This is a genomic window from Gordonia sp. B8661-1 (assembly GCF_059427765.1).
The window spans coordinates 1-19,782 of record NZ_JCAHRL010000007.1; the positions used below are offsets into that span (position 1 = coordinate 1).

Annotated in this window: 19 protein-coding genes and 1 pseudogene; 8 read left to right on the plus strand and 12 right to left on the minus strand. The window is 66.7% G+C overall.

What is annotated here, in order from left to right:
• Window positions 1–361 (minus strand): annotated as a pseudogene (locus AC4JJG_RS14905) (hypothetical protein); the annotation flags it as partial.
• A gap of 27 nt (window positions 362–388) precedes the next feature.
• Between AC4JJG_RS14905 and AC4JJG_RS14910 the strand changes: the two are divergent.
• Complete coding sequence (locus AC4JJG_RS14910) at window positions 389–1,135, plus strand: MerR family transcriptional regulator (protein WP_495398664.1); 747 nt, start codon at window positions 389–391, stop codon at window positions 1,133–1,135.
• Between the two features lie 10 nt (window positions 1,136–1,145).
• Window positions 1,146–1,943, plus strand: coding sequence for an acyl-[acyl-carrier-protein] thioesterase (locus AC4JJG_RS14915; protein ID WP_495398663.1), 798 nt, complete (start codon window positions 1,146–1,148; stop codon window positions 1,941–1,943).
• Here AC4JJG_RS14915 and AC4JJG_RS14920 read toward each other — a convergent pair whose 3' ends face one another.
• Window positions 1,944–2,771, minus strand: coding sequence for a sulfurtransferase (locus AC4JJG_RS14920; RefSeq protein ID WP_495398662.1), 828 nt, complete (start codon window positions 2,769–2,771; stop codon window positions 1,944–1,946).
• Window positions 2,772–2,809: 38 nt separating this feature from the next.
• Here AC4JJG_RS14920 and AC4JJG_RS14925 point away from each other — a divergent pair, with 38 nt between their 5' ends.
• Complete coding sequence (locus AC4JJG_RS14925; RefSeq protein WP_495398661.1) at window positions 2,810–3,595, plus strand: enoyl-CoA hydratase/isomerase family protein; 786 nt, start codon at window positions 2,810–2,812, stop codon at window positions 3,593–3,595.
• Between the two features lie 7 nt (window positions 3,596–3,602).
• On the opposite strand, the gene AC4JJG_RS14930 is transcribed toward AC4JJG_RS14925, so the two are convergent.
• Together AC4JJG_RS14930 and AC4JJG_RS14935 are read right to left on the minus strand one after the other, a co-directional pair.
• Window positions 3,603–4,469, minus strand: coding sequence for an SDR family oxidoreductase (locus AC4JJG_RS14930; protein WP_495398660.1), 867 nt, complete (start codon window positions 4,467–4,469; stop codon window positions 3,603–3,605).
• A 43-nt stretch (window positions 4,470–4,512) separates the two neighbouring features.
• Window positions 4,513–4,995, minus strand: a complete 483-nt coding sequence (locus AC4JJG_RS14935) for a MarR family winged helix-turn-helix transcriptional regulator (RefSeq protein WP_495398659.1) — start codon at window positions 4,993–4,995, stop codon at window positions 4,513–4,515.
• 166 nt (window positions 4,996–5,161) lie between these two features.
• On the opposite strand from AC4JJG_RS14935, the gene AC4JJG_RS14940 reads away from it, so the two are divergent.
• Window positions 5,162–6,637, plus strand: coding sequence for an MFS transporter (locus AC4JJG_RS14940; protein ID WP_495398658.1), 1,476 nt, complete (start codon window positions 5,162–5,164; stop codon window positions 6,635–6,637).
• A gap of 2 nt (window positions 6,638–6,639) precedes the next feature.
• On the opposite strand, the gene AC4JJG_RS14945 is transcribed toward AC4JJG_RS14940, so the two are convergent.
• Together AC4JJG_RS14945 and AC4JJG_RS14950 are read right to left on the minus strand one after the other, a co-directional pair.
• Window positions 6,640–7,065, minus strand: coding sequence for a MarR family winged helix-turn-helix transcriptional regulator (locus AC4JJG_RS14945; RefSeq protein WP_495399588.1), 426 nt, complete (start codon window positions 7,063–7,065; stop codon window positions 6,640–6,642).
• 149 nt (window positions 7,066–7,214) lie between these two features.
• A complete protein-coding gene (locus AC4JJG_RS14950; protein ID WP_495398657.1) occupies window positions 7,215–7,988 on the minus strand; it encodes an N-acyl homoserine lactonase family protein in 774 nt (257 codons plus the stop codon).
• Window positions 7,989–8,253: 265 nt separating this feature from the next.
• On the opposite strand from AC4JJG_RS14950, the gene AC4JJG_RS14955 reads away from it, so the two are divergent.
• A complete protein-coding gene (locus AC4JJG_RS14955; protein WP_495398656.1) occupies window positions 8,254–8,889 on the plus strand; it encodes a TetR/AcrR family transcriptional regulator C-terminal domain-containing protein in 636 nt (211 codons plus the stop codon).
• Between the two features lie 24 nt (window positions 8,890–8,913).
• Window positions 8,914–10,599 (plus strand): acyl-CoA dehydrogenase family protein, encoded by a 1,686-nt coding sequence (locus tag AC4JJG_RS14960; protein WP_495398655.1) that lies wholly within the window; start codon window positions 8,914–8,916, stop codon window positions 10,597–10,599.
• Window positions 10,600–10,766: 167 nt separating this feature from the next.
• Here AC4JJG_RS14960 and AC4JJG_RS14965 read toward each other — a convergent pair whose 3' ends face one another.
• Window positions 10,767–11,666 carry a LysR family transcriptional regulator gene (locus AC4JJG_RS14965; protein WP_495398654.1) on the minus strand — a complete coding sequence of 300 codons (900 nt, stop codon included), beginning with the start codon at window positions 11,664–11,666 and terminating at the stop codon, window positions 10,767–10,769.
• A 233-nt stretch (window positions 11,667–11,899) separates the two neighbouring features.
• On the opposite strand from AC4JJG_RS14965, the gene AC4JJG_RS14970 reads away from it, so the two are divergent.
• Entirely contained in the window at window positions 11,900–13,150 is a 1,251-nt protein-coding gene (locus AC4JJG_RS14970; RefSeq protein WP_495398653.1) for a GGDEF domain-containing protein, read from the plus strand.
• Between the two features lie 3 nt (window positions 13,151–13,153).
• Here AC4JJG_RS14970 and AC4JJG_RS14975 read toward each other — a convergent pair whose 3' ends face one another.
• Window positions 13,154–14,515: an FAD-binding oxidoreductase gene (locus AC4JJG_RS14975; RefSeq protein ID WP_495398652.1), complete on the minus strand. Its 1,362-nt coding sequence runs from the start codon at window positions 14,513–14,515 to the stop codon at window positions 13,154–13,156.
• Window position 14,516: 1 nt separating this feature from the next.
• Window positions 14,517–15,641: an amidohydrolase family protein gene (locus tag AC4JJG_RS14980; protein ID WP_495398651.1), complete on the minus strand. Its 1,125-nt coding sequence runs from the start codon at window positions 15,639–15,641 to the stop codon at window positions 14,517–14,519.
• A gap of 139 nt (window positions 15,642–15,780) precedes the next feature.
• Here AC4JJG_RS14980 and AC4JJG_RS14985 point away from each other — a divergent pair, with 139 nt between their 5' ends.
• Complete coding sequence (locus AC4JJG_RS14985; RefSeq protein WP_495398650.1) at window positions 15,781–16,932, plus strand: FAD-binding oxidoreductase; 1,152 nt, start codon at window positions 15,781–15,783, stop codon at window positions 16,930–16,932.
• Window positions 16,933–16,949: 17 nt separating this feature from the next.
• On the opposite strand, the gene AC4JJG_RS14990 is transcribed toward AC4JJG_RS14985, so the two are convergent.
• From AC4JJG_RS14990 to dnaJ, 3 genes are read right to left on the minus strand one after another with little or no spacing between them, the layout of a single operon-like run.
• Window positions 16,950–18,035, minus strand: a complete 1,086-nt coding sequence (locus tag AC4JJG_RS14990; protein WP_495398649.1) for a type IV pilus biogenesis protein PilM — start codon at window positions 18,033–18,035, stop codon at window positions 16,950–16,952.
• A 58-nt stretch (window positions 18,036–18,093) separates the two neighbouring features.
• Complete coding sequence (locus tag AC4JJG_RS14995; protein WP_495398648.1) at window positions 18,094–18,483, minus strand: heat shock protein transcriptional repressor HspR; 390 nt, start codon at window positions 18,481–18,483, stop codon at window positions 18,094–18,096.
• Between the two features lie 2 nt (window positions 18,484–18,485).
• The gene (gene dnaJ, locus AC4JJG_RS15000) at window positions 18,486–19,682 is read right to left on the minus strand and encodes a molecular chaperone DnaJ (protein ID WP_495398647.1); all 1,197 of its coding nucleotides are present in this window, start codon (window positions 19,680–19,682) and stop codon (window positions 18,486–18,488) included.
• Window positions 19,683–19,782 lie beyond the last annotated feature (100 nt).

Here is a 19,782-nt window from a genome sequence, read left to right on the forward strand (position 1 = left end):
GGCGAAAATCAGTGATGCGTAGGCGCGTAACCATGAAGTCCTGCACCGAACGACAGCCCGCCGATCGATGGGCGTCACGATCCGATACGTCCATCACCCGTTGGTGCCCGAAGAACGCCATCCGCCGATACAACCGCTCATGCGTCTCGGCCAGCCCCACCAGCTCAGCCTCCGGACACCCCTGCGACGACCCCACAGCAATCACGTCGAGCAACAACTCGAGCTGCGCGTACAAATCCGTCAACGATGACGACAGTTCGACCGATGCGGTCATATGGTCCCCCCCCCCGATCCCATGGCCTGCGAATAACACCACAGTATCGAACATACGTTCGAGCGTCAAGCGCGGCTTGACCTTCAAGTCGACTCGAGGGTCTACCGTCGATACATGAACTACCGCATCTCCCAGTTGGCAGAGCGGACCGGCGTGCCGGCATCGACTCTGCGCTTCTACGAGGACGCCGGGCTGCTGGCGGCCGACCGCACACCGTCCGGCTATCGGAGCTATGACGAGTCGGCGGTCGAACGGCTGGGCTTCATCTCGTCCGCCAAGGCCATGGGCCTGAGTCTCGACGACATCCGGGTGCTGCTGCCGGCATGGCACACCGGAGTGTGTGGCACGGTGCGTGACGAGTTGACACCAATGGTCGAGGAGCAACTGGCCGACACGAATGACCGCATCATCGAGTTGATCTCGTTCGCCCGACAACTTCGGTCCACTCGTACAGCCTTGTCGACACCCGCGCCGGAGGGCCCCTGCGGCCCGGACTGCGGTTGCACGATCAGCGAGGAGCAGCCTGCCATCGCTTGCTCGCTCGACAACGACGAGTTGGGTGACCGAATCGACCGGTGGCGTCGACTACTGTCGACCGCCGTCACGCGTCGGACACTCGATGGCGACGGCCCGACCCGAGGTGCGAGATTCACCTTCGCCAACGACCCGTCGACGATCTCGGCCCTGGCCGAATTGATTGGCGCAGAACAACAGTGCTGCCCCTTCTACACGTTCTCACTCCACGTTGATCCTGACGCGACAACCTTCGAGATATTCGCGCCCCGGGATGCGCAACTCCTACTCGATGTCCTCGTCGGAGACGAGCACGTCGACACGCTGGAGGCGGTCGGCACGCACTAGGGTGGCAACCATGGTCCAGCCGCTCTCCCCGTTGCCCCCTGCGCACCCGGAATCGCGGGTCTTCGACGCGGAGTACCGCATTCGCGTCGACGATGCCGATCCGTCGATGACCGTGCGACTCGATGCGATCGCGCGCTACCTGCAGGACATCGCCATCGACATGATGGAGCAGTCCGATTACGGCGCGAAGAACCCGTTCTGGATCGTCAGCCGCAACATCATCGACGTCATCGAGCCGATCACCTGGCCCGGTGACGTGACGGTGCGGCGCTGGTGTTCGGCCGCGTCGACGCGATGGGTCACCATGCGGCAGCAGATCGTCGGCGTCCCGGACACCAACGCGTTCAACCCCGACGAGCGTCCGGCCGGATTGGTCGAGACCGAAAGCTTCAGCATCCACGTCACCCGCGACGGACGACCCGCCCGCATCGACGACGAGATCCTCGAGAGCTGGTGCGCGGGCGTCATCGAGCGGCGGCTCCGCTGGCGCACCATGAACCCGAAGGACATCCCGGACGATGCGGAGGAGTCGATACATCCGTTGCGGCCCAGTGACTTCGACATGTTCGATCATATGAACAACGCCACCTACTGGTATGCGGTTGCGCCGTTTCTGCAGCAATGGCCGGAGGTGCTCTCGGGGCCGTTCCGGACCGTCGTCGAGTACCTGAAACCGGTTCCGGCCACCGACCATCTCACGATCCGATCCGCGCGCACCGCAGACGGTTTCGCGCTCTGGTTCCTCAACGGCGACGAGCTGACGACCACGGTGACCATGGCGCCGTTGAGCACGATCGCCGACAGCTGATCAGTCGGTCTCCGCGGGGCGTTCAGGATCGGCGGACCATTGCGACCAGGAGCCCGGATACAGCGTGGCACCGGGCAGACCGGCGATCTCGAGCGCGGCGATCTGATGCGCCGCGTTCACTCCCGAGCCGCAGTAGGTGATGACGTCATCGCCGGACCGGATCCCCAACGCCGCGAACCGTTCCCGAAGCTCGTCCGCGGTACGGAAGAATCCGTCGGCAGTCAGATTGTCGGCGGTCGGCGCGCTGACCGCGCCGGGAATGTGGCCTGCGCGTGGGTCGATGGGTTCGGTCTCGCCGCGATACCGTTCGCCCGCGCGGGCATCCAGGAGCACCGAATCCGATTCGGCCACCTGATCGATCGTCGCCGTGGGCAATCGGCCCGGTGTCGCCGTGAACGCACCGGCCCGCGGCTTCGTATTGCCCGCCGACAACCGGTATCCGGCCGACGACCACGCCCCGAGCCCGCCGTCGAGCATCATCACGTCGTCGTGACCGGCCCAGCGCAACAGCCACCACGCACGGGCGGCCGCCAGGTTGCCGATGTCGTCGTAGACCACCACGGGCGCGTCGTCATCGACACCCCAGGCACGAGCCGCAGCCTGGAACGCCACAGAGTCGGGCAACGGGTGCCGCCCCTGCTCCGGCGAAGGGGGCGAGGCTAGTTCGGCATCGAGGTCGACGAAGACCGCACCGGGCACATGCCCCTCGCCGTAGCGTTCACGACCACGGTCGTCGCCGAGCATCCACCGCACGTCGAGCACCACGGGCGGACGATCGGACAGCATGGCATCGGCGAGTTCGTCCGGCGAGATCAGGATTCGTGTCACCCGTCCACCGTATCCGCCACTCCCGGTACGGTTCGACCATGAATCTGCTGATCGACACGCGGAACCGCGTGCGGACACTCACGCTGAATCGGCCGGATGCCCTCAACGCCTTCGACGAGGCCTTGTACGACGCCACCGCACAGGCCTTCCTCGATGCCGCCGACGATCCGGAGGTGGCCGTCGTCGTCCTCACCGGAACGGGCCGCGGATTCACCGCAGGCACCGACCTCAAGGAGATGGCGCAGCGGGTCAGCGACCCGGATTTCGTGCGCGGACAGTTCGGCTTTCCCGGATTCATCGACGCTCTCGTGGCCTTCCCGAAGCCGTTGATCATCGCGGTCAACGGCCTCGGACTGGGATTGGGCACCACGATCCTCGGCTTCGCCGACCTGGCGTTCATCTCCACCGAAGCACGTTTCAAATGCCCGTTCACCAGCCTCGGGGTGGCTCCCGAAGCAGCGTCCTCCTATCTGCTGCCGCGACTGCTCGGCCGTCAGGAGGCGGCCTGGGTACTGATGTCGTCGGAATGGATCAGCGCCGAGCAGGCCATCGAGATCGGGCTGGGATGGCGTCTGTGCACCCCCGACGACCTGCTGCCCACCGCGATCGAGCACGCGGAAACCCTGGCCCGGCAACCGATCTCCAGCCTCGTTGCGGTCAAGCGCACCATGACCGAACCGATCCGGGCGCAGCTCGATGCTGCCCGCGAGCGGGAAACCGCGGCCTTCGCCGAATTGATGGGCGGGCCGGCGAACACCGAGGCGCTCACGGCATTCGCCGAGGGCCGCAGGCCCGACTTCACCAGCCTGCCACCCGGCTGGTGATCTGCGATCAGTCGCCGTAACGGGCGATCTGGCCGCGCTTGGGCGCCCGGTACATCGTCCACAACATGCGGGGCGTCTCGATCAGTGGCAACGCGCGCGGCCAGTCGCGGGTGCGCAGCAGGGCCTCGGTGCCACCGTCGACGACGATCACACTGCCGACCAGGAAGTCGGCGGCAGGCGACAGCATGGACATCACCCACGCCGAAAGCTGTTCCGCCGTACCGTATTCACGGATCGGGAGCGGGAAGGAACGCACCTGCGCGGCCGTGCTGCCGGCGAGCTGCGATTCCAGCAGCGGCGTCATCACGGGCCCGGGAGCGATGACGTTCAAACGAATACCGGCCCCCGCCCACTCGGGCGACACCGCCTGGTCGCGACACCAGTGGGTGACGGCGATCTTCGAGGCCGCGTAGGCGGCGGCACCGGACAGCGGCCCCCGGCGCCGGAGCACGCGAGCCGCTCCCTCGACGTCCCCGCACCGCAACCGGCGAATCGCACCGCGTGGCACGAATGGTGTCGCGGTCGTCGAATTGGAGCCGAATACAACAACTTTCGCATTCGTGGAGGCAGCCAGGGCGGGCCGTAGCGCGGTGAGTAGTTCCGTCACCCCGAGGACATTGACCTCACCGATCATCCGCTCACGGTCCTTGCCGGGGCCGAGGCCGGCCGCGAGCACGGCGCCGTCGAGCGAATCTCCGGCGGCACCGAGGATGCCGCCGATCGCGGTCCGACGTCCGCCCGCGGTGGAAAGATCGGCGACGACATCGGCATCGTGGAGATCCACTCCGATAACCCGATGTCCCGCTGCGCGCAGTGATTCCGCGGTCGCGGCGCCGATCCCCGATGCCGCCCCCGTCACGACATACGTGCCCATCCGACTCTCCCTACTCCTCTATGACTGCCGTCTTGCCGAGAAACTACTTCGCGGGTTTCGTCGACCGATCGGAGACCCGGTCGTAGGCGTCGTTGAACGCGCGCAGTTCCCGCAGCAGCGCCTCCGGGCTGCCCGGTGCCAGATTCTCGAAGACCCGGTTGAGACGTTCGGCCCGCCGCAGCCCGTCGTGTTCGAAGGTCTCGGTGCCCAGCGGGGTCGGCCGTACCAGCCGGCTCACGTGTCCGGCCTGCTCGAAGCGTTCGAGGTACCCGTGTTTGATGGCCGCGTTGACCTGTCGGTTCACCGTCGACTGTTCGAGTTCGAGAGCCTCACTCAGTTCGCGAAGTGTGCGGGGCCTGCCGTCGGAAAGGATCCACAGGATGGCGAAGGCCGACGACTCCAGTTTCGTTCCGGGGTCGACCTGGGACCGGCGCCGACGCATACGGAGAAGTTCTTCCACCAGGTCCCGGTGCATCTGCGACGGCCAGTGCGGTCTCCCGCCGGCACAGCCCGCGTCCTCACTCATCGTGTGCGCCTTCTCCGTTCCTCGCCCGGTACATCGGGCACCTCATGGGATACATCGTGAACCACCGATCCGAAACGGACAATCTACGCGGGATTTGGCGTGTGCATGATGCATATGTATCGTACACAGCCTACCTGCGGCAGATTTCTCTGCAGAAAGCGAGCACATGAGCAATCACCCCGTCGCCGATCCGGAACTCACCGACGGTCGCCACACCAGCCACGCCATCGCGGTCGTCGCCGTCCTCTGTTTCGGCGGCCTGGTCGCATCACTGATGCAGACACTGATGATCCCGATCCAGCTGGAATTGCCGGAGCTGCTGGACACCAGCAAGGCGAACGCCTCGTGGATCATCACCGCGACCCTGCTCGCGGCCGCGGTCGCGATGCCGGTCGCCGGACGTCTCGGCGACATGCTCGGCAAGCGGCGCGTGATCCTGGCGTGCGCGGTCCTGCTGGTCGTCGGCTCACTGGTGTGTGCGCTCTCCTCCTCACTGATCCCGATGATCGTCGGCCGTGTCATCCAGGGTCTCGCCATGGGCTTCATTCCCGTCGGTATCTCCCTGATGCGCGAGGTGACCCCACCGAAGCTGACCTCGATGGCGGTCGCCGCGATGAGCGCCACCCTCGGTGTCGGCGGCGCCATCGGCCTGCCGTTGTCGGCCTGGATCGCCCAGACCTGGGACTGGCACGCGCTGTTCTGGATGTCGGCCGCGCTCGCGGTGATCATCACCCTGCTGATCCTCGCTCTGGTCCCGAACATCGACGACGGCAACGGCGGCCCGTTCGACTTCGTCGGCGCCATCGGACTGGGGCTGGGTCTCTCGGGCGTGCTGATCGCCGTCTCCAAGGGCAACGACTGGGGCTGGGGTTCGGGCACGGTGATCGGCCTGATCATCGGCGGCATCGTGGTGCTGCTGCTGTGGGGCGCCTTCGAACTGAGGCACACCGACCCTCTGGTCGACCTGCGCACCACCGCACGACCCGCGGTGCTGCTCACCAACATCGCCGCCATCGCCATCGGATTCGGCATGATGGCGCAGGCCGTCGTCGTTCCCCAGCTTCTCGAAATCCCCACCGAGATGGGCGGTTTGGGACAGACCCTGATTCAGGCCGGACTCTGGATGGCGCCGGGCGGTCTGATGATGCTGGTCTTCGCGCCGGTATCCGGCGGCCTGATCAACTCCATCGGCCCGAAATGGACCATGGTCATCGGCGCCACCGTGCTGGGCCTCGGCTACCTGTGTGCATTCTTCCTCATGAACGCCCCGTGGCAACTGGCCGTGGCATCCGTCATCTGTTCGGCGGGTGTGGGTATCGGATACGCGGCCATGCCGACGCTCATCATGGGCGCGGTGCCCACGTCGGAAGCCGGTGCGGCAGTGGGCCTCAACGGCCTCATGCGATCGGTCGGCACCACCATCTCGTCCGCGGTCATGGCGCTGATCCTGACCAGTTCGACGGTCACCGTCGGTGCGGCCAACGTGCCCAGCCACAGCGCATTCCGCTGGTGCTTCCTCATCGGCGCCATCGCGGCGTTCGTCGGCGTGGGCATCGCCACGATGATCCCGATCGTGCGGCGCAGGACCACCTCCGATGCTTCGGCCCCCAGCGCCGACGCCGCGGAGAACGTCAGCGCCTGACCTCAGGCCATACCGGCGCGGTCTGATCGGCTGCGCCGGACTTCGATGGCCTCGACGATGCGGTCACCGGCAATCCGGAGATGCTCGGCATCGGCGGTGGTGAGTACGTCGAAGACCAGTTCGCGCGCGATCTGCGCGTGCCCGAATGCCGCATGCGTCACCTTCTCCCGACCGCTCTCGGTGAGGTGGGCGAGTGTGCATCGGCCGTCCGCGGGGTCGGGCGTGCGGACCATCCATCCGCGCCGCTCCAGCCGACTGATGGTGTGGGACAGCCGGGACAGCGAACTGCCGACGGAGTCGGCGAGATCACTCAGTCGCATGCTGCCGGAACCGGGTACGGACAGTGCGGACATCACCACGTAGTCGAAGTGGGCGATGCCCTCATCGCGGCGCAGTTGACCATCGAGAACCGTCGGGAGTTGAATCATCAAGCGCCCCAGACTTGTCCAGACCCGGGTTTGTTCCGGATCCAAAGCCTGCCCCGACGTGGACGCATGTTGATGCGTATTCACCCGATGAGCATTCGCGATGTTTCTTGACGATTCAAGTCAGTCGAACGGATGATCTGCCGCGAGGCCTAGGAGATCGGCCCCGCGGCAGCGAGTTCGGCCCAATCCTCCGGGTCGTGCGGAACCCAGATACGCGCGTCGTGCGCGGCGGCCAGCTGTTTGATGCGCTGGATGGCGACGATCGCGTCGTGCGCGTTGTAGTCGATCGGGCAGGGACAGACGTTCTGCGCGCCGGACCGTATGTGCACGGCGTCCCCGGTGAGGAGGAACGTGCCCGCCTGCGGCACCTCGACCATCAGGCTGATCTCACCGGGGGTGTGGCCGGGCGTCTGGTAGATGACGACGGAGCCGTCCCCGAAGAGGTCGAGATCGTCGCGAACCGGATTCCACGAGGCGTCGCGGACCTTCTCGAAATCGGCGGCCCGGTAGAACCCGGCGAAGTACTTGTCCGGCCACATCGCGTAGCGGATGTCGACCTCGGACATGACGAACTCCGCGTCAGGGAAGAGGTACATCCCGCCGGTGTGATCGAAGTGCGAGTGCGAGATCACCACGTGCGTGACGTCGGACAGGTGATACCCGGCCAGGGTGATCTGATTCTCCAGAGTGTTCTCGGGCGGACAGTCCAGCGCCAGCATGTCGAGGAGTTCGCCATAGACGGCGCGCGCGTCGGTCCACGCCTCGGGTGCCAGCCCGGTGTCGAAGAGCACCAGCCCTCGGTCGTGTTCGACGAGGAAGGTCGGTACCGGAAGGGTGAGCGGTCCCTGCGTGCCCAGGGAGATGTAACCGCTGTCGAGAGTGATCGACGCTCCGGCCAGTGGGATGAGACGACGTGCGGGCATGACGAAAGTCCTTTCGGGACAAGGCGGCTGCATCCTGGCGGGCGTCCGACCGCCCGTTCGTTTTGGGTGTGATCTACGCCTCAGCTACCACGTTCGGCCCGAGCGATGCCGAAGTCAAATGTCGATCGCGAACGATGCTTCGCCCCTGCCAAACCTCCCAGTTCACGCGCTCGTCGCGGGCTCCATCCGGTGTGGCATGCCGACCCGGCCATTGCCACAACCTGGACAAATGCCTTATTGTTTGTCATACAAACACAGGAGCGCAGTGGATACACGACGACGAGCAACGCGCGAGGCGGGCAGGGCCACGCGGGAATCGCTGGTGCGTGCCGCGACGGAGGTGTTCACCGAACACGGCGACACCGCATCGGTCGCCACGATCGCGGAACGGGCCGGGGTGTTCCCGAATCAGGTCACGTACTACTTCGGCTCGAAGGAGCAGTTGTTCGTCGAAGTGGCCTGCGCCGCGGTTCTGCGCGCCGGACGTCATGCCGAGGAGGCCGCGGCTCATGCGGAGACCGTCCGCGAGTACACCAACACCCTCGTCGGCGCACTTCTCGGACCACAGGCACGCAATGTCGAGTTATTCACCACCGCAATGCTTCTCGTGTCCCGACGATCCGATCTCCGGCCGAAGATCACCGAGACCCTGCGCACCCTGCATGAGCGTGGCGAGCAGGCGCTGATGGCCACACTGGTGCGCACCGGATGGCAGTTGCGCGCGCCGATCGATGTGGAGGCCAGGGCCTTCTGGTCGGCGGTCTTCGGCCTGATCGTCCAGAAGTCCGCCACCGGAGAGGAATTCGGCTACCGGCTCGAGGATGCCGTGGCCGTCATCTTCACGAATCTGCAGATACCCGAACAGATCCTCGACCGACCACTGGCCGGATCGACCGACTGACCCAGCAGCACAGGAGAACCCGTCATGACCCAGTCAGCCACCCGGCACGCGCATCCGCAACCGCATGTCACCCACAGCGTGTTCAATCAGTCGGAACCTCGAGTCGACGTGAACGAGTACGACCTGAATACCGTTCTCGTCGAAGCCGTTACACGCCATGACGGCGGGTGGGGCACCGACGAACTCAGCGAGATCGGTGCCCTGGTGGGCAGCGCGTCGTTCCAGCACGATGCCGCCCTCGCGAACACCGTCACCCCGGTGCTGCAGACCTTCGATCGCTGGGGGCATCGCATCGACGAGGTCGAGTATCACCCCGCCTATCACCGCATCATCGAGGCGTCGGTGCAGCATGGCGCACACACCCGCTGCTGGGACGATCCGCAACCGGGTTCGCATGTCGTGCGCGCGGCCGCGTTCATGCTGTTCGGGCAGATCGAGCCCGGGCATGCCTGCCCGGTGTCCATGACCCATGCGGTCATCCCGTCGCTGGAGATGCAACCCGACGTCGCCGCATCCTGGGTGCCGAAGGCGCTGTCCCGCACCTACTCTCCCGACCTGAGTGCCGACAAGTCGTCGGCGATCTTCGGTATGTCGATGACCGAGAAGCAGGGCGGATCCGATGTCCGGGCGAACACCACGGTGGCAAAGCCGGTGGACAGGGGCGGTCCGGGTGCCGAGTACCTCCTCACCGGACACAAGTGGTTCTGCTCGGCCCCGATGTCGGATGCCTTTCTGGTGCTCGCGCAGGCCGAAGGCCCGGGCGGCGAAGGACTTTCGTGCTTCCTGCTGCCCCGTGTCCTGCCGGACGGTACCCGCAATGTGTTCCGTATCCAACGCCTCAAGAACAAGCTCGGCAACAAGTCGAACGCGTCGTCGGAGATCGAGCTCGACGGCACGGTGGCGCTGATGGTCGGCGAACCGGGCCGGGGCGTGCGCACCATCATCGAGATGGTCGCGCAGACCCGGCTCGACTGCGTGCTGGGGAGCGCCGCCGGTATGCGGCAGTCGGTGGCCGAGGCCGTGTGGCATGCCCGGCACCGTGCCGCGTTCGGCGCCACTCTGGCCGATCAGCCCGCGATGGCCGCGGTGCTCGCCGACCTCGCACTCGAATCCGAGGCTGCGACCGTCACCGCCATCCGGCTGGCACGCGCACACGACGAGGACGCCTCCGATCAGGAGCGCGCCTTCCGCCGTCTCGCCACGGCGGTCGCCAAGTACTGGATCTGCAAACGAGGACCGCATCATTCCTACGAGGCTCTGGAATGCCTGGGCGGCAACGGATACACCGAGGACTTCCCGCTCGCGATGCGATATCGCGAACAGCCGGTGATGGCCGTGTGGGAGGGTTCCGGCAACGTCATCGCCCTCGACGTGCTGCGCGCGATGACCCGGGAGCCCGAGTCGGTTGCCGCCTTCGACGCCGAGGTGAACCTGGCACGCGGCATCAACACCACGCTGGATCGCCACCTCGATCGCGTCCGCACCCAACTGGGCGAACTGGCCCGGCTCGACCCGGCCGATGCCCAGCGATGCGCCCGCACCGTCGTCGAGTCCATGGCCCTGGCGCTGGAAGCCTCTCTGCTCGTTCGGTTTTCACCGACTGCGGTCTCCGATGCCTTCATCGCCGCACGGCTCGGCGACGACCGGAATTTTGAGTACGGGGCTCTGGCCGTCGACGCGGACCTCCCCGGCATCCTGGCACGTCACTGACATGATCGGACACGTCACCGATTCCAGATCGCGCACGGTGATCTCGATACGTCGACTCGCTGCGCTCGCCGACTACTCGATCGGCGGAGAACCGGTTGACCACCCGATCAGCGGAGAAACCCGGTCGACCACCCGATCAGCGGGCAGCGGGGAGAACCGGCCGGCGGTTAGGCCACCGACGCGAGGATCGTGTTCCGGAGTTCGGATGCCGTGTGCGGCAACCACATCGCGAGCACCGGCGCCGTCGGAGGGTCGACGAACTCGATGATCCGGATCCGGTTCACGTAGATCCAGCCGGGCCGGTTGGTGACGAACGCACACGCGCCCGGGTGCGCGATCACCGCCGTGTGCGGAGGTGTCCCGAGGAGATTCGACACGATGATGCGCGGTTCGAATCCGGCGCGGCGGCAGATCGACACCAGAATCGTCGTGTACTCGGTGTCGCGTTCGTCGCCCCACACCACGATCTCCTGATCGGCCAGTTCACTCAGCTCGACCCGGTCCCGCTGCGCCAGCGGATTGTCCGCGTGGACGGCCAGGCGCAGGGTGTGATTGGCGGCAACGGTCGCGGCCAGTTCGGGCGGCGACTGGTAGCCGCGCCCCAGCGCCAGGTCGACGGAACCCGACATCAGTTCGTCGCGGATCTGTTCGGCGAAGATCGGGCGCACGGTGATCGGGATCGACGGATTCTCCAGCACCACCGACTCGATGAGCGCGAAGACCTCGGAGGTCGCCAGGTCGGGCGCATGCCCGATCACGAAGGGCTTCGGCCCGCCGGTGGCCGCGCGCCGAACATCGTGGATGAGGTGATCGCCGCCGGCCAGCAGTGGTACCGCACCCTGATAGAGGACCTCCCCCGCCCCGGTGAGCGTCAGACTGCGACGCGTCCGGGAAAACAGTGCGACACCGAGGTTGCGCTCGAGCTCCCGGATCGTCGACGACAGTGCCTGCTGTGTGATGTACAGGCGTTCGGCCGCCACGCGCAGGCTGGGGGACTCGACGACCGCCACGAACATGCGTAAACGGCGTAAATCGAGATCCTTCGGGGTAGAACCACCATCAAACATCAACTAAGTCCTGTCAGTTGTCCATGTTGCTGTGATTGTAGGTTGTCGAAGAGCCGTCTAATGTCAATGGTGGCACTGGGTGGTGTCGACGTCAGCGCAAGTCGCCGTCGGCAGCCGATGGTCGGGTATCCCCGCGAGGAGGGGATGTGGGGATACCCGACCATGCCGTGCCACATTCGATCGTTCGCGCCGTATTTGAGGCGGCAAACTCTTCACTCGCCTAAACTCATCCGATGGATCTCGGCACCGCTACGCGTCCGCGTGAGATCCATGCGCAGACGAGTAGAGGACATCGCACCGACGTGAGCATCACCGAACGCCCGATCGATCGGCTTCGTCGGAATTCCGCCCCCGAGACGCCACCGGAACCGCCGGTCTCACGCTCTCTGGATGCCCGCGGGGTTCTGGGGCAGGTCGGCCTGTCCGAGACGCTGCAGCGCTACGGCATCGCGGCCTTCGTGCTGGTCTTCGGTTGCTTCGGCGTACTCGCGGCGCTCTCGCCCAGCGCCGCGGGCGATTCGACCGCGCGTCAGGTGATGGTCCTCCTTCTTTCCAGCACGACCATCCCGGTCGCCCTCGTGATGAGTCAGATGCGGCTCGGCACCATGTGGTGGACCAAGGAGTCGCCACGGCGTGGCCTGAACACCGGTTTCGTCGTCTACGCCGACGTGGGCATCACTCTGGTCCTGCTGACCTTCAAGAGCACGCAGTTCGCGCTGTTCGGTACCGCATTGTTCGCCATCGTCGCCGCCTTCGTCGCGCATTTCGTCCGGTGGCGCCTGGTGATGCTGCACATCGCGTACACCACCGTCGTCATCGTCGTCTTCACCGTCCGGGTCGCCGTGTCGGGTGAGCCGCCGGCCGGCAATCCGTCGAGCGCCATCCTCGGCGGCCTCATCGCGCTCGCGGTCGCCAACGGTGTGGTCATGCTGCACCGGACCTACACCATCGAGTTCCAGCGCTCCCTCAAGAAGCACCTCGATTCGGCGAACTCCGATCCGTTGACCGGCATCCTCAACCGGCGCGGCTTCCAGTACTGGGCCGGCCGCCTGGTCCGCGATCCGCAGTCGACGTTCATGATCGCGATCGTCGACGTGGACCACTACAAGAAGATCAACGACGATCACGGGCACGCCGTCGGCGACGCCGTGCTCGCCCGCATCGCCGACATGCTGCAGACGACGTCGGGCGACCGCGCGGTCGTCGGCCGGATCGGCGGCGACGAATTCGCGATCGCCGCACCCGCCGATCTTCACCAGGCCGCGCAGCTGGCCGAACGCATCCGCAATCATTCCCTGGATCTGCTCGGCGACCGGCGCGTCACGATGAGCATCGGGGCGGTCGTCTATCCGAAGAGCCCCGGCGCCGGCACGCCGACCGCCACGCACGTCCTGGTGCAGGATGCGCTGAGCCAGGCCGACGCCGCACTGTTCCGCGCCAAGGAATCGGGCCGCAACACCTACTCCATCAGCGCGGTGTCCTGAGTTTCACAGCAGCACACCCGGATTCAGCAGTCCCTGGGGATCGAGTGCCCGCTTGATGATCGCAGTCATGTCCATGACGTCGGCGCCCACCTGATCGGGCAGCCACGCCTTCTTCAGCCTGCCGACCCCGTGCTCACCGGTGATCGTGCCGCCCAGGCCGATCGCGAGATCCATCACCTGACCGAAAGCGCGCTCGGCACGAACGCGCTCGTCGTCGTCCGCGGGGTCGAAGACGATGAGCGGATGGGTGTTGCCGTCCCCCGCATGCGCGATCACCGAGATGGTCACGGCGTTGGCATCGGCGATTCCGGCCACGCCGTCGATCAGCGCGGGCAGTTGCGGCAACGGCACCCCGACGTCCTCGAGCAACAACGAGCCGAGACGTTCCACGGCCGGGATCGCCGCGCGCCGGGCGGCGGTGAAGGCCTCACCCTCCACGGGGTCGTCGGTGGCGTACACCTCGCTCGCACCGTGTGCCTCGAACGCCTCGCGGATGATCTCGACCTCGGCCACTCCGGCGGGCCCGGGTGCATCCGATTGGGCGACCAGCAGCGCGCCCGCCGTGCGGTCCAGCCCCATCGAGAGCATGTCCTCCACGGCGTTGATGGACACCGCATCCATGAACTCGAGCATCGCGGGCCGGATACGCGCGGTCACCGCGAGGACCGCCTCACTCGCCTCGTGCACGGTCGCGAACGAGCCGACGACCGTGCACGCCGCCGCCTGCGCAGGCAGGAGCCGCAGGGTCGCCTCGGTGATGATGCCGAGCAGGCCTTCGCTGCCGACGAAGAGTTTCGTCAACGGCAGGCCCGCGGAGTCCTTGAGTTGCTTGCCGCCCAGCCGGACCGCCCGCCCGTCGGCCAGCACCACCTCGAGGCCGAGCACGTAGTCGGTGGTGACGCCGTACTTGACGCAGCAGAGCCCACCCGCGTTGGTGGCGACATTGCCGCCGATGGAACAGATCTCGAAGGACGACGGATCCGGTGGATACCAGAGGCCGTGTTCCGCGGCGGCGGCCTTCACCTCGGCGTTGAGCAGGCCGGGCTGACTGACCGCGGTCCGGGTCGCGGTATCGATGGTGAGCTCACGCATCTTCTCCGTCGAGAGCATCACCGCGCCGTCGACGGCGGTGGCGCCGCCGGACAGGCTGGTACCGGCACCACGGGTGATGATCGGGACCTGATGTTCGCCGCACCAGCGGACCACGGTCTGCACCTGCTCCGTGGTCGTCGGGCGGATCACCGCGAGCGCGGTTCCGGCATCCGGGTCCTGCGCCCGGTCCTGCCGGTAGCCCTCGAGAATGTCGGGGTCGGTGACCACCATGCCCTCGGGTAGTGCGGCGGCCAGGCCGTCGATGTCGGTCATCTCAGTCCTCGATCCGGTACACGCGCCGGGCGGTGTCCCGGAACACGTTGCGCAACGCGTAGTCCCCACGCGGCTCGACCAGGTCGATCAACGTGCCGACGGTCATCTCCAGTGAGGTGTTCGGTTTGTCGATCGGGAAATTGGAGCCGAACATCACGCGGTCGGAGCCGAAGTGGTCGAGCGTGTGCGCGACGAGCGGGCCGATCATCTCGGCGAGTGTGTCGCCGCTGCCGATGTTCCCCCACCGGTCCCGGCCGTAGCCGAGGATGGGCAGCGCCAGTCCCGACAACTTGACCACCACGTTGGGTTGGGCCGCCAGCGTTGTCATCCGTTCCCGCCAGAGCCGGAGGATGTCGGCGCGGGCGCTCGCGCTCGAGCCGGTGCGGGTGCCGACCGGTCCGAACACACCGGCGGGTGTGCCCAGGTGATCGATGATGATCGTGGTCTCCGGGTACTCCTTCGCGAGGGATACCACGTCGTACAGCTGGTGCGAGTACACGTACGTGTCGAAGACCAGACCGCGATCGGCGACGGCCTCGAATCCCTTGAGGAAGGCACTCGACGCGAGGATGCCGTCGGCGTCGGCCACCTCGCGGACCCGCGGATCGGGATGCCGGGTGGTGACCCAGCGGATGCCGCGTAACCGATCGGTCAGCGCGGCCTGATCGTCGAGCAGTGTGCCGATGCCCTCGTCGCGGGGATCGGCGTTCACCACGATGGCCCCGAGACGCGGCGCGACCCCCACATCGAACGGGAGGCTGGTGACGTAGCGGGTCTCGTTGAGCGATGAGCAGTCCGCGGAGTCGTCACGACTGCTGCCGGTGGTGCCCCGCCAATGGGAGGAGACATGGACGACGGTGTCGATGCGCACGCCGGCGACGGCGGGCACATCGGAGGCGTCCGACAGGTACTGCAAGGGCTCATAGGTGCGTGCGACGGTGGTGGGACTCAACACGTATTCGCGGTCGGCCTGCGGGACCACCATGGGGAACACGCGGTCGCCGAGACCGGGAACGAATCGGTACAGGCGGGACAGGCGGGTCGACGCCCACGGCGTGCGGCGCGGATTCCACTGGTGCAGATGGGCATCGACGATGCCCGGCACCACACCCCGCAACGATTTCATCTCTGTCAGGGTGCCACAGCGATCCGTCAGCGTGCACCGATTGCTCGATCACCGACCCTGAACGACGGACGGCTAGTCTGACTGAGGGCCGCCGCGAACGACGCACCACGCGGCGACCGGTTTCCGCAGGAGGTGAACAGTGCCCAGTCATTCGCGCCACGTGCTGCATCATGTCCGCGATCAGATCAACAAGGATCCCGAACGTTTCTCGATGAACGTCTACACGCGGATGTTCGCGATCAACCCGGATCTGCGGGAGCTGTTCCCCGCGTTGATGACTGAGCAACGCAAAGCCTTCTTCGGCGTCATCGACCATGTCCTCGACGTCATCCCGCGCGAGGAGGGCCATCCCGACCTCGTCGAGTTCCTGGCCCAACTCGGACGAGATCACCGGAAGTTCGGAGTGCTGCCCGCGCACTACGAGGTGATGTTCCGGGCGCTGATGGCCGAGTTCGCCGTCGCCATGGACGGTTACTGGGACGACGACGTCGAACAGACCGTCGCACAGGCGATGATGCTGACCACCGGCGTGATGCGCGGAGCAGCGGAGACCGCCGCCATTCCGGCGTTGTCGGAGGCCCGGGTCGTCGAGAAGTACCGCATCACCCGGGATCTCGCGGTGATCCGCCTGGAAACCGGCTCGAAGCTCCGCCATTCCGCGGGCCAGTATCTGGAGGTTCAGGTACCGCAGCGGCCCAAGGAGTGGCGTCACCTGTCGCCGTCGATCCCGCCGAACCCGAACGGCGAACTCGAGTTCCACGTTCGGGCGGTACCGGGCGGCAACGTCAGCGGAGCGATCGTGGCCGAGACCCGGCCCGGCGATGTCTGGTATTTCGCACAGCCGCACGGCACCTTGCACATCGAGCCGGACCGCGAGGTCCTGATGGTCGCCGGCGGCACCGGACTCGCCCCGTTGCGCGCGCTCATCATCGAGATGTCCAAGCGCGCCGATTCCCCACGGACACACATCTTCTACGGTGTGCGTTATCCGGGCGAGCTGTACGACCTGGCGGTCCTGCGCCGCATCGCGACCACCAACCCCTGGCTGACCGTCACCGCGGTGTCGGAGGAGAGCACCGACCCGTGGTGGATCAACTCGGTCGCCAGTCCGGAGTCACTGGGCATCGACCACCGGATCGGCACCCTCGTCGACGTGGTGCTGAATTCCGGACCGTGGTTCGACCATCAGGTCCTCATCGCCGGTTCACCGCAGATGATCGAGAACACTCAGCGTGGGCTGGTGATCTCCGGGGTCCGGACGAGTCGCATCCAGCACGACCCGGTCGACTGACGCGGGCGGCCTCGGCTCTACGGCGCGTATCCGCCGGACGGTTGCCCCGGAAACGTCTGGGTCACGGTCACGGTGACCGTCGGCGGAGGTGGGCCGGCCTCGGTGACCGTCTTCGTCACGGTGGTACTCCGCGTGACCGTCTCCGGGTCGCCTCTGTCGGGGCTGACCGTCACCCGTTCGGTCTCGGTCCGGGTCACCGGACGCGGCGTCCGGACGATGGTCGCCGCCTTCGGGGTCTCGGTCACGGTGACGGTGGTCGGCGCGGCCTCCCGTTCGGTGCCCGCCCCCACGGCGAAGGCCGCGGTCGCGAGTGCACCGACGGCCAGCGCACCGATGACGGCGGCCGCGATCAGCCACCAGCTCCGGCGGGAGAGTCCGCGGGCCGCGGCCACCGGCCGGGTCGCGACCATCGCGGCACCGACGGCCGGCGCGAGAGCCGGATCATCGAGCACGGTGACCGGCCGCGCGAGAGCGTATTCGAGTGCTTCGGCGATGCCCGGGGTCTCCGCACCAGGACCGGTGCACACCACGGAGGTCACCGACGACCCGCCCGGCGCCGAGGTCACGGCGTCCGCGACTTCGGTGGCGTTCGACGGATCGGTCACGGGTCCCGGTGTGCCATAAGCAAATTCGGCGGTTCCGAGAACCTCGCCGGTGGCCGAGTCGAGGATGACGACCGATGATCCCGGGGACGGCACGGCGTCGCGGTCGAGATCGATGACGGCGATGATGCCGCGCGCGCCCATCTCGGTGCGCGCGACCTCGGCAAGCGCGGTGGGCAGGTCGGCGACCCGCACCTTCGCACACCACGACGGGCGGGAGGCGCCGGGTGACAGCGCGGTCTGCAGGAATCGTTCGGTCGCCGGGCGGTTGCAGGCGATGCCGATCCGGTCGATCTCGTACGGGACCGACTCGACGAGGTCGTCGATGGCCGATTCGGCGCTCTGGGCCGACGCATCCGGCAGGTCGATGCGATTGCTGGCGATCACGTCGCCGTCGGCTGATCGGACTACCGATGCGACGTGATCTTCGACGACCGCGATGCCGAGGACCGACGGCGAGGAGCCTGCACCGCCCGCGGCGGAAGCCCTGGTCCTGGCCATGTCGATCCTGTCTCGATGCGGTATGAGTCACATGAGCCTATCGGGTGAACCCGACGACTCAGTCGGCAGACCGTCGTCGACGGGGTTGCCAGACCACGAGGGCGTTCGTCCGCGGGATCGGCACCAGCTCGCCGCCACGGCGCGTGGCACCGCGATTGACCTCGCCCTGCAGCTCACGAACTCGCTGCTGCAGAGCATCGACCTGATTGCTCAGGTCGATGATCCGCTTGATGCCTGCCAGGTTGACGCCCTCTTCCTGGGACAGCCGCTGGATCTCGCGCAGCAGCTCGACGTCGCGGGTCGAGTAGCGGCGTCCGCCGCCGCTGGTGCGCTGCGGCGTGACCAGGCCCAGACGGTCATAGGTGCGCAGCGTCTGCGCATGCATACCGGCCAGTTCGGCTGCGACCGAGATGAGGAAGGTCGCGCCGGTGTCCTGTTCCCCCGCCATGGTCACCGCCCCCAATTCGCGCGCGGATCGAATCCGCTCGCCTTCTCCGCCTCAGCGTAGGCTTCCATGGCCTCGACCGCAGGGGCATCGAGGGTCGGGGGCACCGCGACCTTCACGGTGACGAGCAGATCGCCCGCCCCGCCGGATCGCTTGGGCACGCCACGTCCGCGAACCCGCAGGGTCCGCCCGTCACTGGTGTTCGGCGGGATCTTGACCCCGACCGATCCGTCGAGCGTCGGCACCGACACCGTCGCACCGAGCACGAGCTCCGAAATGCGGACGGGCAGTTGCACCTTGAGGTCATTGCCGCTGCGGGTGAAGACCTTGTCGGGGGTCACGTGAACGACGACGTAGAGATCGCCCGACGGTGCGCCACGGCGACCGGCCTCACCCTGTCCGGCGAGCCGAATGCGTTGCCCGTCTTCGACTCCCGCCGGAATCCGGACGTTGATGGTGCGAGAACGGACCTTGACGCCGCTGCCGTCGCAGTCGGTGCACGGGTCATCGATACGCGATCCGGTGCCCTGGCAGTCCTGGCACGGCTCGCTGAACCCGAAGGCACCCTGGTTGCGGCTGACGAAGCCGGAACCGTTGCAGTTCGGGCAGACTCGCGGACTCGTGCCGGGCTTGGCGCCGCTGCCGTGGCAGGTGGTACAGGGCGACGGGCTCGTCACCCGCAGTGGCACCGTGGTGCCGGTCGCCGCGTCCTTGAAGCTCAGTGTCGTCTCGGTCTCGAGGTCGTTGCCGCGCTTCGGACGCCCGGTCGTCGCGGTGCGTGAGCCGCCGGCCGCACCGCGGTTGAAGAGTCCGTCGAAGATATCGCCGAATCCGCCGCCGCCGACGTCCGCGCCACCACCGAAGAGGTCACCGATGTCGAAGCCACCGCCACCACCGGTCGTGGTGTAGGTGCCCGCGCCGCCACCGGGGAATCCGTTGCCGCCGCCGCGGAATCTTCCGCCGGCGAACATCGAACGTGTCTCGTCGTACTCTTTGCGCTTCTCCGGGTCGGCGAGCACGCTGTGGGCTTCGGACACCCGCTTGAAGCGTTCCTCGGCCGCCGTGTCACCCGGATTGGCATCCGGATGCAGCTCGCGTGCGAGCTTGCGGTAGGCCTTCCTGATCTCTTCAGCCGAAGCGTCAGAAGCAACGCCCAGGTCCTTGTAGAAGTCTTTTTCCAACCACTCCCGTTGTGGAGCCACCAGACGTCACCTCCTTCGATATGTCGATTGTCTGGTTATGAATGTGAAGTTCGTGGTGTGAAACCAGGCTGCCCGGCGACGCGTTGCGTCCGAACGCTTC

Coding starts and splice junctions, on each gene's coding strand:
- AC4JJG_RS14930 (WP_495398660.1), bottom strand. CDS start 4,469: ATGGGCACGTATGTCGTGACGGGGGCGGCATCGGGGATCGGCGCCGCG.
- AC4JJG_RS14965 (WP_495398654.1), bottom strand. CDS start 11,666: ATGTTTGATGGTGGTTCTACCCCGAAGGATCTCGATTTACGCCGTTTA.
- AC4JJG_RS14935 (WP_495398659.1), bottom strand. CDS start 4,995: ATGAGTGAGGACGCGGGCTGTGCCGGCGGGAGACCGCACTGGCCGTCG.
- AC4JJG_RS14970 (WP_495398653.1), top strand. CDS start 11,900: ATGGATCTCGGCACCGCTACGCGTCCGCGTGAGATCCATGCGCAGACG.
- AC4JJG_RS14995 (WP_495398648.1), bottom strand. CDS start 18,483: ATGGCGGGGGAACAGGACACCGGCGCGACCTTCCTCATCTCGGTCGCA.
- AC4JJG_RS14925 (WP_495398661.1), top strand. CDS start 2,810: ATGAATCTGCTGATCGACACGCGGAACCGCGTGCGGACACTCACGCTG.
- AC4JJG_RS14975 (WP_495398652.1), bottom strand. CDS start 14,515: ATGACCGACATCGACGGCCTGGCCGCCGCACTACCCGAGGGCATGGTG.
- AC4JJG_RS14945 (WP_495399588.1), bottom strand. CDS start 7,065: ATGATTCAACTCCCGACGGTTCTCGATGGTCAACTGCGCCGCGATGAG.
- AC4JJG_RS14915 (WP_495398663.1), top strand. CDS start 1,146: ATGGTCCAGCCGCTCTCCCCGTTGCCCCCTGCGCACCCGGAATCGCGG.
- AC4JJG_RS14990 (WP_495398649.1), bottom strand. CDS start 18,035: ATGGCCAGGACCAGGGCTTCCGCCGCGGGCGGTGCAGGCTCCTCGCCG.
- AC4JJG_RS14960 (WP_495398655.1), top strand. CDS start 8,914: ATGACCCAGTCAGCCACCCGGCACGCGCATCCGCAACCGCATGTCACC.
- AC4JJG_RS14940 (WP_495398658.1), top strand. CDS start 5,162: ATGAGCAATCACCCCGTCGCCGATCCGGAACTCACCGACGGTCGCCAC.
- AC4JJG_RS14950 (WP_495398657.1), bottom strand. CDS start 7,988: ATGCCCGCACGTCGTCTCATCCCACTGGCCGGAGCGTCGATCACTCTC.
- AC4JJG_RS14910 (WP_495398664.1), top strand. CDS start 389: ATGAACTACCGCATCTCCCAGTTGGCAGAGCGGACCGGCGTGCCGGCA.
- AC4JJG_RS14980 (WP_495398651.1), bottom strand. CDS start 15,641: ATGAAATCGTTGCGGGGTGTGGTGCCGGGCATCGTCGATGCCCATCTG.